The sequence below is a fragment of the Flagellimonas lutimaris genome (assembly GCF_003581615.1).
Lineage (GTDB): Bacteria > Bacteroidota > Bacteroidia > Flavobacteriales > Flavobacteriaceae > Flagellimonas > Flagellimonas lutimaris.
In genome coordinates this window covers 939848-953569 of the sequence record NZ_QXFH01000070.1, presented here as the reverse complement: position 1 = coordinate 953569, position 13722 = coordinate 939848, and the positions used below count along the sequence as shown (strand labels likewise).

The following is a 13722-nucleotide window of genomic DNA, read 5'->3' as shown; positions in this document are numbered from 1 at the left end:
ATTACTCATCAGCATTTTTGGCAGATAAGTTTGTTCTGTTGATTGATTGACCATTCACGACAACTCGGTCAATATCATTATATGCCGTGATATCCTGCAAAGGATTTTTGTTCAAAATCAGAAGATTCGCTTTTTTACCCTCCTCAACCGTACCATATAGTTGCTCAAGCTTAAAGGCTTTTGCATTTTCTATGGTCGCCATTGCCAATATTTTGCTCAACGGAATCCCAGCACTTTCCATTTCCAACATTTCCAAATATCCATTATACCCAGGAGGGTTCCCATATGTTGGGGAGGACGGTGTATCCGTACCGAATAAGATATTGCCACCATGGTCAAACAAATATTTCAAATTGATTTTCCCTCGACCGGAAAGTCGATTGAAATTGGTTGAAATTATATTCTTGGGGGCATCACCAAATACATTGACATACATTGTATTTGAGTTTGCCTTGTAATACTCGATCAACCCGTTCGGCAACACGTGCTCCAACTCGGAATCATTCAGGTAATTGGAATCCGTAAGTTCCCTCAATCCGTTGATTACTTGCAAGGTTGGCATGTAACCAACATTGTTTTTGATCTCAATATCCAGTACTTTTTTGATTTCTTCAGGAATACCACTATCGCTATCCAATCTGAAGTCACCCCAATTCCAAAGACCATGGGCCACAATGTCCACTTTTGCATTTCCTAAAAACCTATGTGCCTCTAGTGAGTTACCATGAACTACCAAAACCAAGTTGTTTTTGTGCGCCTCCGTTTTCAACTCTTCCATTAACGCTTCGGAAGGGGTCGGAAAAGGAGGCTGCGTTGGGTCAAAACCGGGTTCGTAGTAAGTTTTTAAGGCAATAGCACCAGATGCTGCAATTCTATTGGCTACTGCTTTGGGGCTATGGTTTTCTTTGACGTATTTTTCAGGAATGGGATAGGCTTCATTTTCCTGATAAATAAAATTGGGGATATCATCATTCCAGTTGGATAGTCCATATCCGTTCCCGATAACAGCTCCTCCACCCACAAAATACAAGTCGGGTCTGATTTCGGCCTTTTGAAAATCATCCAATCTTTCCGGTTTGGCGGTTCCCAAATCAATCAAAGTAGTATAGCCAAAATACAAATAGCTCTTGGGGAGTTGCTCTCTATAAGATGCTACAATCTCGGGGTTTTCCATTTCCTCTTCATCCGAAAGGGCATCGGTAGCAGTTACATGAACGTGACTATCTATAAGTCCAGGGATAATGTACTTTCCTTTCGCATCAATGGTTTCGAACGAACCCTTTACAATAGGTTTCTCTACTCCAACATATGCTATGCTGTCTCCATTCACTACAACAAAGCTATCGGGAGATATGGTTTGGTTTTCGGGGGATATGATTTGGGCATTTTCAATAAGCAACCCATTTTCCACAAAAATTTCAACCTCACTGGTTTTGCATGAGATTAAAGTGAAGATAAAGAGCAGTATCCCTATTATTTTGTTCATGGTTTTTTTTAATTGAAACTAGTACGCAAATTTTTACAAGCTGTCTTAGTTGCTGTTAATGTTCTTCTCAATATTTTCTTTTACAGCCCTGAAATCTACCCAATAAATATCACCATCATCATCTACTCCCCTATGGAAGAATAAATACTTGCCATCGGGCGAGACACTTGCCGTCATTTCAGTTTGATCGGTATTTATTTTAGGCCCCAGATTATAAGGTGCTGTCCATGTACCATTTTTATTAAAACTGATGTACAAATCACTTTCCCCATACCCGGTGTTATGCTCAAAATCATAAATCATATAACTTTCGTCGGGCGCAATATATGAATGAGCTATTAATTTGCCGGTAGCGTTTATTTCCCCTTCCATCCTTTTGATACTTTTATATTGACCATCTTTCTTAATTGAATTATAAATAACCCAATCTTCTGGTTTGTCACCTTTTTCTCCAGTGGTAAAATATAAATTACCGTTCTCTGAAGATGTTAAGTACATTATTACAGACCTATCCACAAATGGTTTTTCCAATGGTTTTGGCTCACTCCAACCGCTGAAGCTTTTTTTACTGTACCATTGGTGTAACCCTGTTGGTCCAATTGTATCGTTAAGGGGCCTTAAACTTCCAAAATATAGTTTATCGCCTTTAGGGTTGATATGGGGCTCAAAATCCCATCCTTCGGTTGCAGCAAAAAATGCCGGTTCTGGGTTAGACCACTTACCATCAATTAGTTTCATGGCATAAATTTCATTGTCCTCTTCTGGTTTTCTACGCGTAAAATAGATTTCGTCCATTTCTGGGGAGAAGGTAATTGCAAAATCCTTCGCATCTTTTATAGAAACAACACCTGGACCAAAAACCAAGGGTGTATCTATTGGGATTTGATTGCTGAGTAATGTAATGTTTGATTTTTTACTGTCCTGACATGAAGTAATAATGACAAGCAGGATGATCAAAAAGGAAAAAAGTTTTATTTGTTTCATTTAGTTGGATTAGTTTTAAAGACATAGGCAAAAAGTAGCGCAAAAATAAGATAGACCGCTGTGAGAGAAATTATTATTTCAGAGTGTGTTTCGATATTAGAAACAACTTTAACTAAGGCAATCGCCCCAACTCCAAAATGCATAAGATTTCCAATGGCAATAGGTCTATTATAAATACCTCCAATAAGTGTTCCTTTTGCCATCCAATTTAAAATGCCAAATCCTAAGTATAATGCGCTCATTATTTGCAAAAAGAGTATGGTAACAAGGTTTGATTCAACATTAAAATAATCTGCTATTTCATTGGGCAAAAAAGAAAGTAACGCTCCAATAATAGCCAAGAAAATGGCGCTTGTGGTCATTAAAATTTTTGTGTTCATTATTTTGATTTCGTTACAATGATGAGTTAGTAGTCCAAGATTTAATGTCGCTGTATATTATTGTCAATAATAGTAAAAAGGCTGCACCGAATCCTAAAACACCGATATTAATCCCAAAAAGTGTTTTTTCACTGCCGTCCAAATATTTCATGGATCCTCCATAAAAATTTTGAAGTATATAGGCCAATAAAAATCCTCCTGTGATAAGCAAACTTAATATTGCACTGATCTTTGTTTCCTTCTTTACCCAAACCATCCATAGACACAGCAGTCCGATTCCGGAGTTGGTAATCAATTGCCAAACTTCGTGAATGCGAACATGGGGCGTCCAATCCGGGTTAAACACATGAGTTGTATTAATTTCTAAAAATGGAACTACAACAGCATAGAGAATGATGCTGAATGTGATAATTGCTTTTCTCATTACTTTAAAATTTTTAGTAAAGATTTTCTGTAGCTTTTTTTAAACCTGCATCAGGCAAAAACTGATCGGAAATAGTTAAAATCGCATGCAAGTTGTCCCGTAACCTATCCAACTTAATCTCCTCGGGTTTCATAGAAGTTTGCAAAAGATGTAAAGCCATGTCCGCTAAGAGCAAACGCTGTTTTTCCAACCACTCATCATCATTTTTAGTTGCTGAGTGATTCAAATACGCAGTTTCTACCTGGTTGTGCAGTTCCCAACTGGTTTTTATCATTTCTTTTCTTTCTTCTTTTGTCATACTTCTGTTTTTATAAAATTACCGAGCAACGGTAGCTTGTTTCATATTTGATTGGTTACTTTTCAATTTCATGTGCAAGATTGGATAGGGTTTTCCCGATGCATCCAACGCTGACCGTCCAATAACTTCAAACCCATAGTGTTCATAGAATCCAACGGCCTGCTTGTTTTGTTCGTTCACATCTACCTTTTGAACCTCTAATTCATCTATTGCAAAGTCCAACAATTTTCTTCCGATACCCATTCCTCTATTGTCGGGATGGATAAAGAGCATTTCTAGATTGTGATCGGCAACGCCCAAAAAACCAAGAACAATTCCTTGACCATCTCTTGCGCATCGGAGTTCAACCGCATCCAAATAGGTATTGAGAATCAATGGTCGGAAATATCGGATGTCCTCCTCCTTCAAGAAATCGTGGGTTGCACGGACCGATGCCTCCCAAACTTCTACCAAAATGGGATATTCTGATTTTTGAACAATGTCTACTTTAAATGTATTCATGTATTGCTATTTTCTATTGGTCTTAATAAAAGGTGCTAATTTACATTAACACCTATTCATTAAGATTAACCGTGGTCAATAAACAGCTGAAAGCCTACATCCAAACAAACGTTAAGCATTTTGTGCTGTACTTTCCCAAATACCCGTTTTCTTCGTCTCACGTACATACTCGACAAAACTCTTGGGTTTGCGTTTGAGTACCTTTTCAATATCATTGCTGATTTCGGACACCATAGGATTTCCCAATACTTCGGTAAACAAATATTCGACTAGCCAGACGAAGTCTGCTGGCACGCCGTGTTCTTTCATAGCAGCAACATATTCTTCTATCGTAATTGGAGTAAAAGCAATATCCCTTTGGGTTGCTTTGGCAATTTCCGCTACAGCTTCTTTAAATGATAAAGTGGTCGGACCAGTCAGCTGATATATTTGTCCATCATGCTCCTCATGAAGCAATGTTTCGACCACTACATCGGCAATATCACCTGTATCCACATAGGGCACCTGCACGTCTGCTTGTGGCAAGGCCACAAACCCCTGCTGAATGGGTTCCAAAAAGAAACTTTCGCTAAAGTTTTGGTTGAACCAACTTGCCCGCACAATGGTATAGTTCAATCCTGAACTTATGACCACTTGTTCACACAGTTCAGCCTCCCGTTCTCCTTTACCGGAAAGCAGTACCACTTTTTTCAAGTTCTTTTGCTGTGCAAGAACGATGAGGTTCTCAATGGACTGTTTTGCCCCGGGCACGGCCAAATCTGGCTGATAGGTGATGTACATTTTATCCACTCCTTCAAGAGCGTCTTCCCAAGTATCTTCATTGTTCCAATCGAATGCTGGTTGTGATGATCTTGAACCGATACGAACATTTTGGTTAAGCAATTCAAGGCTTTCAACGACCTTTCTTCCTGTTTTACCAGTTCCTCCGATGATTAAAAAATTGTTTTTTTTCATGATTATAACTATGTATTTGTATTGATTTGATTTTGTAATAGACTTAGAATCAGTAGTAAAAATGATAGTGCAGAGGTTACTGTGCGTATCAAATGCAGTCTGCTCCACTTGACCTCAAAAAGGTTTCGTAATTCTTTCAATTGTTTTGGGGTAGCAACTTGTAAATCTGTTTTATCCAGAATTTCGTTAAGAGGCACATTGCCCAATATGGTGATGACCACAACCCCTGCAACATAGAGCATTCCTGCTGCAAAAAGCATCCAAAATATCATATTGGACTGGTTTCTATGGAGATACACGTTGGCTATATGTGTGAGAAAGGGTCCAAAAAAGACCAAAAGGAACAACGGGTTTATGATAGCCCTGTTCATTTCTTGGAAGGCCTGCAAATATCCAAGATTGTCCAAGCGGCCTATTCCCGGCGTTACGGCGTTTGTCCAAGTAAAGCAAAGACCTGCGGTTAAACCGGTTAGCAAAATTGTACTGATCAGTGTTAGTGTGTTGATTGAATATGTCATGGTTTTTCATCGTTTGTTAGATTGATTGTTGTTTAGGACGTACGTTCAAGTACCAATATGTTAGGGACACCAATATGAATTCAATAGCAATCAGCCAGAAATCCAGAGATCCGAAAAAACTGGCATAACTTCCCCCAAAAGGAATAATCAACATGGGTACGGTGACCAAAGCATCCAACGCGACACTGGCCAACAACATCAACAAACCAAGTTTTAATCCATGTGTGGACTTCACTTTTTCATAATAGAGCTTGGCTCCCAACCATACCAGTGGAGGAACCACCAAAGCCAACCCAACATTGGCTTGTAAATATCGATTTTCCATTAGCGGAAGCTCATAGATAGCCGTAAAGGCAGACACGCCAAGAATCCAAACCAAGAATCCTATTGCCAATGCTCTTACTGTTTTCATTTTTCCTGTTTTTTTTGATTACAGGACAAAACTACATTGACAGTCAAGCCTTTATTTATTCCAAAAGGAGTATGATTTGTTGCAAATGGAGTTTACTTGATTTGGCTGGGGCGATAACCAAATTTTTTTTCGAAAGCGTTGGAAAATGAGCTCAAACTATCATAGCCCACGTGCCAGGCCGCCTCTTGAACGGTGGCTTCTTGACTACTGATCAGTTCATGGGCGGTTTTTAAACGTTCGTTCTGTAGATATTTGAACACTGGTACGCCAAAAAGCTCCTTAAAATTCTTCTTAAGGTTATAACTGTTAAGGCCAATTTGAAGAGATAGCTCGGATAGCGAAGGTGGGTTGTCCAAGTTGTTGATCAAGATTTCCTTGGCCTTATATAACTTGTCCCGTTCTGTAGTATTGATTTTTTCTGTTTGGAGTGTGGCCAATTGCCCAAAAAAATGAGATAACAAAGTAGTCATTTGGCTTCGGAAAAACATCATTTTGGTTTTACCATGGTATTTCATGTTGAAAACCGAATCAACAATTCGGTCCATGTCCGGGGTCATAAAAAATTGAGGGCCTTCTACATAATGATCGGATGGATTCACCAATTCATTCAATAACGAGGAGAAAATTTCCCCTTCTTCATTGGGCAGATTCTCCAAATTTCTCAAAGCTGTTGCTATGAGCACACAACGTAATGGCTTTTCTGGCGAAACGGTATGTTCAAACTCAACATTAGAGTCAGCATAAAATGATAGGGCCAAACCCTTTGTATAATTGAACTCCTTGGATTTGCTACCATATTTCACGTTTAAATCCACATTTCCTGAACCATAAAACGCAACGGCAACTACGGGTTCATCAAAACGGCAAGCATCCACAATAATATTTTTGCTGGTGGCTTCCTCGACCAAAATGGTAAAATCGTTGATATCTATAAAGTCCCTAGTCATAACAATGGAAAAATCCTTTAAAGATAAACAACCGCTTATTAATTGAAAGACTTATTCGATTGTTTATAACATCCTGCTGAACCAGACGATTTTGAAAAAATAAATACAACTCTTTTACCAGTCTAGCTTAAATACTTTATATAAGGTTGATGGTAAAAACGTTCACCCTTGGCCTTATAAAGTGCATTGGCCACTGCGGCAAAAATTGGTGGGAAGGTCGGTTCCCCTAAACCTGTGGGGGCCATATCACTATCAACAAAATGAACCTCGATTTCTTTCGGCGCTTCGGCCATTCGAATCATTCGATATGTATCAAAATTGGATTTTTGCGGAACGCCTTCCTTAAAGGTCAATTCTCCATAAAGCGCATTACCTATGCCATCCACGATACCTCCCTCGGCCAAATTGGTTGCGGCATCCGGATTGACCACAATTCCACAGTCCACCGCACAGGTCACTTTTTCTACCATTGGTTTTCCATCCTGTATTACCATATCCAAAACATGTGCAGCATAGGAGTTATGGCAGAAATAGGCTGAAACACCTCGATGCAAATTCTTATTGGTTGTATCCCAATTTGATTTTTCCCTTACTAGTTTTAAAACTCCCGCATAACGGTCTGGATCGTAATCATTGTTTTCTCCTACAGGGTCTGCCTTCGCCCGCCCCAAAAGCTCTAACCTAAATTCAATGGGGTCCTTGCTAGCCGCTTCGGCTACCTCATCCAAAAATGATTGTTCCGCACTGGCCATAAAATTAGAGCTTGGAGCCCTAAAGGAACCTACGGTCAAGTTGGTGTCTATTGTCCAATCTTCTGCAAGGTAATTCGCTACCGCACCAGCAGGAAAACGATTTTGGGCAAGAGGGCTCTGTGGAATCCCTCCTGTCTTTACATGAAAGGCAATAAGGTTATTATCAGCATCCAATCCAGCCCTAAATTTAGCTTGGTAACTTGGCCGGTAGATACCATCAGTCATATCATCTTCACGAGTATAGATAAGTTTTATTGGAGCCTTTATTTTTTTCGATATAAGTGCCGCCTCAACTAACCAATGTGCGTATGACCGGCGCCCGTACCCTCCACCCAAACGGGTCATTTGAATGTCAATTTTATCAATGGGCATTCCAAGACGAGCCGAAAGCGTTTGTTCCGTAAGGTCTGGTTTTTGAAGAGGGCCAACAAGTTCTGCGCGGTCCTCGGTGACATCAGCAAAAAAGTTCATGGGTTCCATGCAATTGTGGGCCAAAAATGGGGCAGTGTAACTGGCTTCAATAATATTCGCGGCATTTTTAAATGCTCTTTCGGGGTCACCATCTTTTCGTCTCACCTCTCCGGGTTCTGCAGCTCGAGCTCCCATAAGAGCAAAGTGTTCGTCGGTACTTTCCAAACCTGCTGGAGTATGCTCCTCCCATTTTCGTCCAAATCTATCCCTGGTCTCCGTCGAACTTTCGATAGGTTCACATTCAATTTTCAAAGCCTTTTTAGCGTTCATGACTTCCCATGTAGAATTCCCAACAACTACGGCCACTTCATTAAAGGTTCGCGTATCGAAAAAGGCCTTTTCGTAATCATCATTAAAAACATTGATAGTAAATATATCCTTGATACCCGGCATTTGTCTAGCTTTGGTATCGTCCACCGATTTAAGTTTTAGGCCGAAAGCCGGTGGATGCACGATCATAGCAATTAGCATTCCTTCACGATGGGTATCCATACCAAAAAGTGGTTGCCCTGTAACAATTTTTAACCCATCCACATTTTTTTTGGATGTCCCAATAATCTGGAAATCATCAATACTTTTTACTTGGACCTCTTCTGGAACTTGCATCTGAGCGGCTGCAGCTGCCAATTCACCATAAATAGCGGATTTATTACTCTGTTTATGGCTAACAACCCCTCCTTTTGTTGTGATTTCATTAAATGGAACTTGCCATTCCTTAGCTGCTGCTTCTATAAGCATATGCCTAGCTGTTGCCCCTGCCAACCTTAAACCTTCCCAACCTCTGCGAATAGATTGGCTACCACCCAACCATTGGAATCTAAAAGCATCGGCATTTAGGGGAGCCTGTTCCACAATAACATCTCTCCAATCCACATCCAATTCATCAGCGACAATCATTGGCATGGAAGTTTTAACATTCTGCCCTCCTTCAGGATTGGGGGACATAATGGTAACAAGACCGTTTTCTGCTATTTTAATGTATCCGTTCACTTCCACCCAATCTTTGGGCAAGGCTTTACCACTTTGTTTGGAGGTATTCTTGCAAGATATAATCCAACTGAATCCCAGCACAAGCCCCCCTCCTGCTAGACTTGTATTCTTGATGAAAGCACGTCGGCCAATTTTAGTTTTTGAAGTATGCATAGAGAGGTTTGTTTTCATTTAAAATGTATGACCATGAAAAATTCCTTAGCCCACCAAAGGGGGTTTGTCCGTTGCAAAAGGTTGATTGTAATGCCTTCTTCCCGTCGCCTTGTAAATGGCATTGGCCAAAGCTCCAAACACCGGGGGAAATGGTGGTTCCCCTAGACCAGTAGGGTCAATTTCATTTTGAACAAAATGGACTTCAATATTTTTTGGTGCTTCGGAATGACGTATCATCTTATATCGGTCAAAATTGGTCTGATCGGGCTTACCGTCAGTAAAGGATAGGTTCCCGTACATAGCATTGCCGACACCATCCACAATGGCACCTTCAGCCATATTGGCCGCGGCATCCGGATTAATCACGATACCACAATCAAGTGCGCAGACAACATTTTCCACTTTGGGTGTGTTACCATCCATGGTTACGTCGACCACATGTGCCGCGTAACTGTTGTGACAGAAATAGGCGGATACACCTCTGTGTGTTCCTGAAGGTACTTGGGACCAATTTGATTTCTCACGAACCAGTTTCAGCACTCCCGCCAATCGTTCCGGGTCATATTCGTTTTCTTCCCCTACGGGATTGTCCTTAGCCCGCTGCAACAGCTCCAATCGAAACTCGATAGGGTCTTTTCCCGCAGCTTCGGCCACCTCGTCCAAAAATGCCTGTTCCACGCCCGCCATAAAGTTCGATCGAGGCGCCCTGAAAGCGCCAATGGTGATATTGGAATTGATTTCCCAGTGCTGTGCCAAATAATTATCGACGGCACCTGCAGGGAAACGGTTGGCAAAAAGAGGTGTTTCCGGTATACCACCCGCCTTTACATGGAACGCAACTAGGTTGTTGTTCTCGTCCAAGGCCGCCTTGTAGTCGGCACGGTATGAGGGGCGGTAGATACCACAGGTCATATCATCTTCCCGGGTATAGACTAACTTCACGGGAGCCTTGGCCTCTCTGGAAATCAATGCGGCTTCCACGGCATAGTGGCCATAGGCCCTTCTTCCAAAACCACCGCCCATCCGGGTCAGTTCAATGTCAATTTTTTCCGCGGGTATACCCAATCTGGCCGCCACGGTTGGAGCGGTCAAAACCGGAGCCTGCAAAGGACCGGCCAATTTCGCACCTTCATCGGTGACATGGGCAAAAAAGTTCATGGGCTCCATACAGTTATGCGCCAAGAACGGACAGCTATAAGACCTTTCGATAATCTTTGCAGCTGTTTTGAATACTTCTTCCGGATTACCATCCTTGCGAGCAGTAGTCGATGACTTTGAAGCCATTTCATTCATTTGGGCATAATGGTCCTCCGTACTTTCCAAACCACTCGGGACATCCACTTCCATTTCGGTGCCGAACCGGTCCATTTTAAACTTTGAATCTGCAATGGGTTCCCAATCAACATTCAATTGTTTTTTGGCGTTCATGACCTCCCAAGTGGTTTTGCCCACAATGGCAACCAGGTCCGTAAACGCATTGGTATCAAAATAGCCCCGGGTAAAGCCATCTTCGAGTGTCTTTATTTTGAAAACATCCACAATGCCCGGCATGGATTTTATCTGGGAACCATCAAAAGATTTTAATTGCAGACCAAAAGCGGGGGGATGTGCTACCATGGCCACAAGAGCTCCATCAAACTGATAATCCAGACCGAACAATGGTTTTCCGGTTACAATTTTGTGGTTCTCCACACTTTTTTTGGAGGTACCGATAATGGTAAAATCCTTCACTTCTTTTAAGTTGACTTCTTCGGGCACCTCTAATTTTGCAGCCACAGAAGCCATCTCACCGTAACCTGCTGAATTATCGGAAGCTTGATGGCTAAGCACTCCTCCTGAAACTGTAATTTCTGATGCGGACACTTGCCAAGTCTCGGCAGCTGCCGCTATCAACATTTGCTTTGCAGTGGCCCCGGCCATACGAAGGCCTTCCCATCTGCGGCGGATGCCTTGGCTGCCACCGGTAAATTGCCATCCATAGTCCTCTTGATCAAAATTGGCCTGTTCCACCAATACATCTTGCCAATCCACATCCAGTTCATCGGCCACGATCATGGGCATGGAGGTAATTACCCCTTGTCCAAATTCGGGATTGGGCGACATAATGGTCACCAGTCCGTTATCGCCAATTCTTAGGTAGGCATTGATCTCGAACCACTCTTCTGGCATTTCCCGAGCGACCATTTTTTCGGCATCCTTGGGTTTGCAGGAATTCAACATGCTAAATCCAAGCACCAATCCGCCACTGGCGAGACTTGTATTTTTGATGAAGGCGCGGCGGCCCGTTTGTGTCTTTATCTTTGCCATCTTCTGAATTTCTTAATGATTAAACGTTTTCCGAGTTAGCGGCAGTTTTGATCGCTTTTTTGATCCTTGTATAGGTACCGCAGCGGCAAATGTTACCGTTCATGGCCATCTCGATCTCCTCATCGGTTGGGTTGGAATTGTTCTTGAGTAATGCGGATGCCGTCATGATCTGTCCTGCCTGGCAATAGCCGCATTGGGGCACATCAACTTCCAACCAAGCTTTTTGAACGGGATGGTTTCCATTTTCAGACAGTCCTTCGATAGTAGTGATCTTTTGATTGCCCACGGAAGAAACCGTCAGCATACAGGAACGTGTCGCCACATCGCCAAGATGTACCGTACAGGCACCGCATTGTGCGATACCACATCCGTATTTGGTCCCGACCATGTTCAAATGGTCTCGCAATACCCAAAGCAGGGGTGTAGTTGGATCAACGTCTACCTCGTGAGTTGCCCCATTTATGTTTAAGTTGAATGTTGCCATATTTATTCTGTTTTGTTTGAAGTTATGAATTTTTGATTGTAAGGACTTACTGATTTCAAATATTATCCCTAAACCATTTTAAAATTTTGTATTACTATTTACTTATCTGTATTTCATCCAACCAAGATTCCAAAAGTTCCTCAACCTTAACCTTTCTATCTCCCTTAATCGCAAGGTAGACCCCATCCCGTTCACTACCCCCTCTTACCGAGAATACCTTTAAGACCTCGCTCTCCGGGCAAAGTTTCCTTATTGTTTTAACAGTACTCCCCAAACCATAACCTCCATTGGTATTGAAAGGAGCAATTGTTTTTCCCTTGATATCCTGGTGATTTAGAAAACTCTTCATTGGGGGTGGCAATTGCATTCCCCAAGTAGGAAAACCAATAAAAATAGTATCGTATTTATCAATATCAACCTGTGTCTTTAAAGGAGGGAGATAACCAGTCCTGTTTTCTTCTGCTACTTGATCCACGATTGCCCTATAATTTTTGGGATAGGGATTTTCGAGTTCGAGAGCCACTAAATCACCTCCTATCCTTCTATGAATAAGTTCGGCCACGGTTTTGGTATTATTAGTTCTGGATAGATATAGAATCAGGATTTTTTCAGACATATTTTCACCAGTCTGTGCAAAACAACAGGATGAAAGCATAAGAAAGTAAACCCATAACATTCTCATCTGTATTCAAATTTTAATTTTCTGGACTCATTAATTTACTAAAGGTCAAATCACCAAGCTTCCAGTCATTATTTTTTTTAACATAAACTTCGGTCACCATAAAAGGGTTCGTTACTTCATTTGGACCTACAACTGCCAGCAACGTTATGCGGTTCCAAAGGATAACGGTATTGTCATTCAGAACTTCAATCATTACTTCATGGATATCGGCCTTTTTATAGTGAATAAACCCGCCTTTAATGATATCCAATTCGCGCTCCTTGCCCCAAGTACCGCCCATGTGCACAAATTTGGCCTTGTCGTGGAAAAGCTCATCGAGCTCATCCGTATTCCTGTCGGCCATCCATTGCCATTTTTGAGCAGAAAGTGCTTTTACCTCTTCTTCCAGTTCTGTTTGTGCAAAACAAGCGGGAAACATCAGAATCGAGAGGATGAATCCAAAAAAATGTGCTTTTATGTGCATCGTATTCGTAATTATTAGGTTGTTCTAATGTTCAATTTTATGGGTATCGCGAACACTACTAAAGGTGAGGTCCAACAATTTCCAATCACTTCCTTCTTTCTTGTAAAATTCGGTAACCGTAAATTCATTGGACACATCATTTCCACGTACATGTGCCACTAAAGTGATTCTGTTCCAAAGCACGGCGGTATCATCGCCAAAAACCTCAACGGCCACATCGTGCACATCTGCTTGTTTGTACCAAATACTTCCTGTTTCAATAATTTCCAGCTCCCTGTCCTTTTTCCAAGAACCACTCATGTGTACAAATTTGGATTTGTCGTGAAAAAAAGATTCCAATTGGTCCACATCCTTGTCTGCCATCCACTGCCATTTTGCTTTGGAAAGCCCCTTTATCTCTTGTTCAATTAAAGCCTCTTGCGCAAAGGATGACACACTTGTCATCACTAAAAAAAATCCAATTAATAATGTCCTCATTTTAAAAAAATTTAAATCAGTTTGTAATAAATATTGTTT

Annotated in this window: 16 protein-coding genes; all 16 read right to left on the bottom strand. The window is 41.4% G+C overall.

What is annotated here, in order from left to right; all coding sequences use genetic code 11:
- Nucleotide 1: 1 nt before the first annotated feature.
- A complete protein-coding gene (locus tag D2V08_RS08740; protein WP_119607647.1) occupies nt 2–1486 on the bottom strand; it encodes an amidohydrolase family protein in 1485 nt (494 codons plus the stop codon).
- A 45-nt stretch (nt 1487–1531) separates the two neighbouring features.
- Nucleotides 1532–2470, bottom strand: coding sequence for a TolB-like translocation protein (locus D2V08_RS08735; protein ID WP_119607646.1), 939 nt, complete (start codon nt 2468–2470; stop codon nt 1532–1534).
- The gene (locus D2V08_RS08730) at nt 2467–2850 is read right to left on the bottom strand and encodes a hypothetical protein (protein ID WP_119607645.1); all 384 of its coding nucleotides are present in this window, start codon (nt 2848–2850) and stop codon (nt 2467–2469) included. Before D2V08_RS08730 ends, D2V08_RS08735 begins: the two co-directional genes overlap by 4 nt.
- A gap of 13 nt (nt 2851–2863) precedes the next feature.
- Complete coding sequence (locus tag D2V08_RS08725) at nt 2864–3274, bottom strand: hypothetical protein (RefSeq protein WP_119607644.1); 411 nt, start codon at nt 3272–3274, stop codon at nt 2864–2866.
- A 13-nt stretch (nt 3275–3287) separates the two neighbouring features.
- On the bottom strand, nt 3288–3572 hold the full coding sequence (locus tag D2V08_RS08720; protein WP_119607643.1) for a hypothetical protein: 285 nt from the start codon (nt 3570–3572) through the stop codon (nt 3288–3290).
- Between the two features lie 18 nt (nt 3573–3590).
- Complete coding sequence (locus D2V08_RS08715; RefSeq protein WP_119607642.1) at nt 3591–4073, bottom strand: GNAT family N-acetyltransferase; 483 nt, start codon at nt 4071–4073, stop codon at nt 3591–3593.
- Between the two features lie 111 nt (nt 4074–4184).
- Complete coding sequence (locus D2V08_RS08710) at nt 4185–5027, bottom strand: NAD(P)H-binding protein (protein WP_119607641.1); 843 nt, start codon at nt 5025–5027, stop codon at nt 4185–4187.
- A gap of 8 nt (nt 5028–5035) precedes the next feature.
- On the bottom strand, nt 5036–5545 hold the full coding sequence (locus D2V08_RS08705; RefSeq protein WP_119607640.1) for an anthrone oxygenase family protein: 510 nt from the start codon (nt 5543–5545) through the stop codon (nt 5036–5038).
- Between the two features lie 16 nt (nt 5546–5561).
- Nucleotides 5562–5957: a DUF5367 family protein gene (locus D2V08_RS08700; RefSeq protein WP_119607639.1), complete on the bottom strand. Its 396-nt coding sequence runs from the start codon at nt 5955–5957 to the stop codon at nt 5562–5564.
- A 92-nt stretch (nt 5958–6049) separates the two neighbouring features.
- Nucleotides 6050–6904, bottom strand: coding sequence for a helix-turn-helix domain-containing protein (locus D2V08_RS08695; protein ID WP_119607638.1), 855 nt, complete (start codon nt 6902–6904; stop codon nt 6050–6052).
- Between the two features lie 122 nt (nt 6905–7026).
- Entirely contained in the window at nt 7027–9270 is a 2244-nt protein-coding gene (locus tag D2V08_RS08690) for a xanthine dehydrogenase family protein molybdopterin-binding subunit (protein WP_119607637.1), read from the bottom strand.
- A 45-nt stretch (nt 9271–9315) separates the two neighbouring features.
- The gene (locus D2V08_RS08685; RefSeq protein WP_119607636.1) at nt 9316–11577 is read right to left on the bottom strand and encodes a xanthine dehydrogenase family protein molybdopterin-binding subunit; all 2262 of its coding nucleotides are present in this window, start codon (nt 11575–11577) and stop codon (nt 9316–9318) included.
- A gap of 19 nt (nt 11578–11596) precedes the next feature.
- Nucleotides 11597–12061: a (2Fe-2S)-binding protein gene (locus D2V08_RS08680; protein WP_119607635.1), complete on the bottom strand. Its 465-nt coding sequence runs from the start codon at nt 12059–12061 to the stop codon at nt 11597–11599.
- A gap of 94 nt (nt 12062–12155) precedes the next feature.
- Entirely contained in the window at nt 12156–12677 is a 522-nt protein-coding gene (locus tag D2V08_RS08675; RefSeq protein WP_245980542.1) for a flavodoxin family protein, read from the bottom strand.
- 79 nt (nt 12678–12756) lie between these two features.
- A complete protein-coding gene (locus D2V08_RS08670) occupies nt 12757–13206 on the bottom strand; it encodes a nuclear transport factor 2 family protein (protein ID WP_245980541.1) in 450 nt (149 codons plus the stop codon).
- A 24-nt stretch (nt 13207–13230) separates the two neighbouring features.
- Nucleotides 13231–13683: a nuclear transport factor 2 family protein gene (locus D2V08_RS08665; protein ID WP_119607632.1), complete on the bottom strand. Its 453-nt coding sequence runs from the start codon at nt 13681–13683 to the stop codon at nt 13231–13233.
- Between the last annotated feature and the right edge of the window lie 39 nt (nt 13684–13722).

What these genes read in the sequence shown, in the direction of transcription:
- D2V08_RS08695 (WP_119607638.1), bottom strand. Translation starts at nt 6,904, where the DNA reads ATGACTAGGGACTTTATAGATATCAACGATTTTACCATTTTGGTCGAG.
- D2V08_RS08690 (WP_119607637.1), bottom strand. Translation starts at nt 9,270, where the DNA reads ATGCATACTTCAAAAACTAAAATTGGCCGACGTGCTTTCATCAAGAAT.
- D2V08_RS08740 (WP_119607647.1), bottom strand. Translation starts at nt 1,486, where the DNA reads ATGAACAAAATAATAGGGATACTGCTCTTTATCTTCACTTTAATCTCA.
- D2V08_RS08725 (WP_119607644.1), bottom strand. Translation starts at nt 3,274, where the DNA reads ATGAGAAAAGCAATTATCACATTCAGCATCATTCTCTATGCTGTTGTA.
- D2V08_RS08720 (WP_119607643.1), bottom strand. Translation starts at nt 3,572, where the DNA reads ATGACAAAAGAAGAAAGAAAAGAAATGATAAAAACCAGTTGGGAACTG.
- D2V08_RS08675 (WP_245980542.1), bottom strand. Translation starts at nt 12,677, where the DNA reads ATGTCTGAAAAAATCCTGATTCTATATCTATCCAGAACTAATAATACC.
- D2V08_RS08680 (WP_119607635.1), bottom strand. Translation starts at nt 12,061, where the DNA reads ATGGCAACATTCAACTTAAACATAAATGGGGCAACTCACGAGGTAGAC.
- D2V08_RS08700 (WP_119607639.1), bottom strand. Translation starts at nt 5,957, where the DNA reads ATGAAAACAGTAAGAGCATTGGCAATAGGATTCTTGGTTTGGATTCTT.
- D2V08_RS08715 (WP_119607642.1), bottom strand. Translation starts at nt 4,073, where the DNA reads ATGAATACATTTAAAGTAGACATTGTTCAAAAATCAGAATATCCCATT.
- D2V08_RS08705 (WP_119607640.1), bottom strand. Translation starts at nt 5,545, where the DNA reads ATGACATATTCAATCAACACACTAACACTGATCAGTACAATTTTGCTA.
- D2V08_RS08730 (WP_119607645.1), bottom strand. Translation starts at nt 2,850, where the DNA reads ATGAACACAAAAATTTTAATGACCACAAGCGCCATTTTCTTGGCTATT.
- D2V08_RS08710 (WP_119607641.1), bottom strand. Translation starts at nt 5,027, where the DNA reads ATGAAAAAAAACAATTTTTTAATCATCGGAGGAACTGGTAAAACAGGA.
- D2V08_RS08735 (WP_119607646.1), bottom strand. Translation starts at nt 2,470, where the DNA reads ATGAAACAAATAAAACTTTTTTCCTTTTTGATCATCCTGCTTGTCATT.
- D2V08_RS08685 (WP_119607636.1), bottom strand. Translation starts at nt 11,577, where the DNA reads ATGGCAAAGATAAAGACACAAACGGGCCGCCGCGCCTTCATCAAAAAT.
- D2V08_RS08670 (WP_245980541.1), bottom strand. Translation starts at nt 13,206, where the DNA reads ATGCACATAAAAGCACATTTTTTTGGATTCATCCTCTCGATTCTGATG.
- D2V08_RS08665 (WP_119607632.1), bottom strand. Translation starts at nt 13,683, where the DNA reads ATGAGGACATTATTAATTGGATTTTTTTTAGTGATGACAAGTGTGTCA.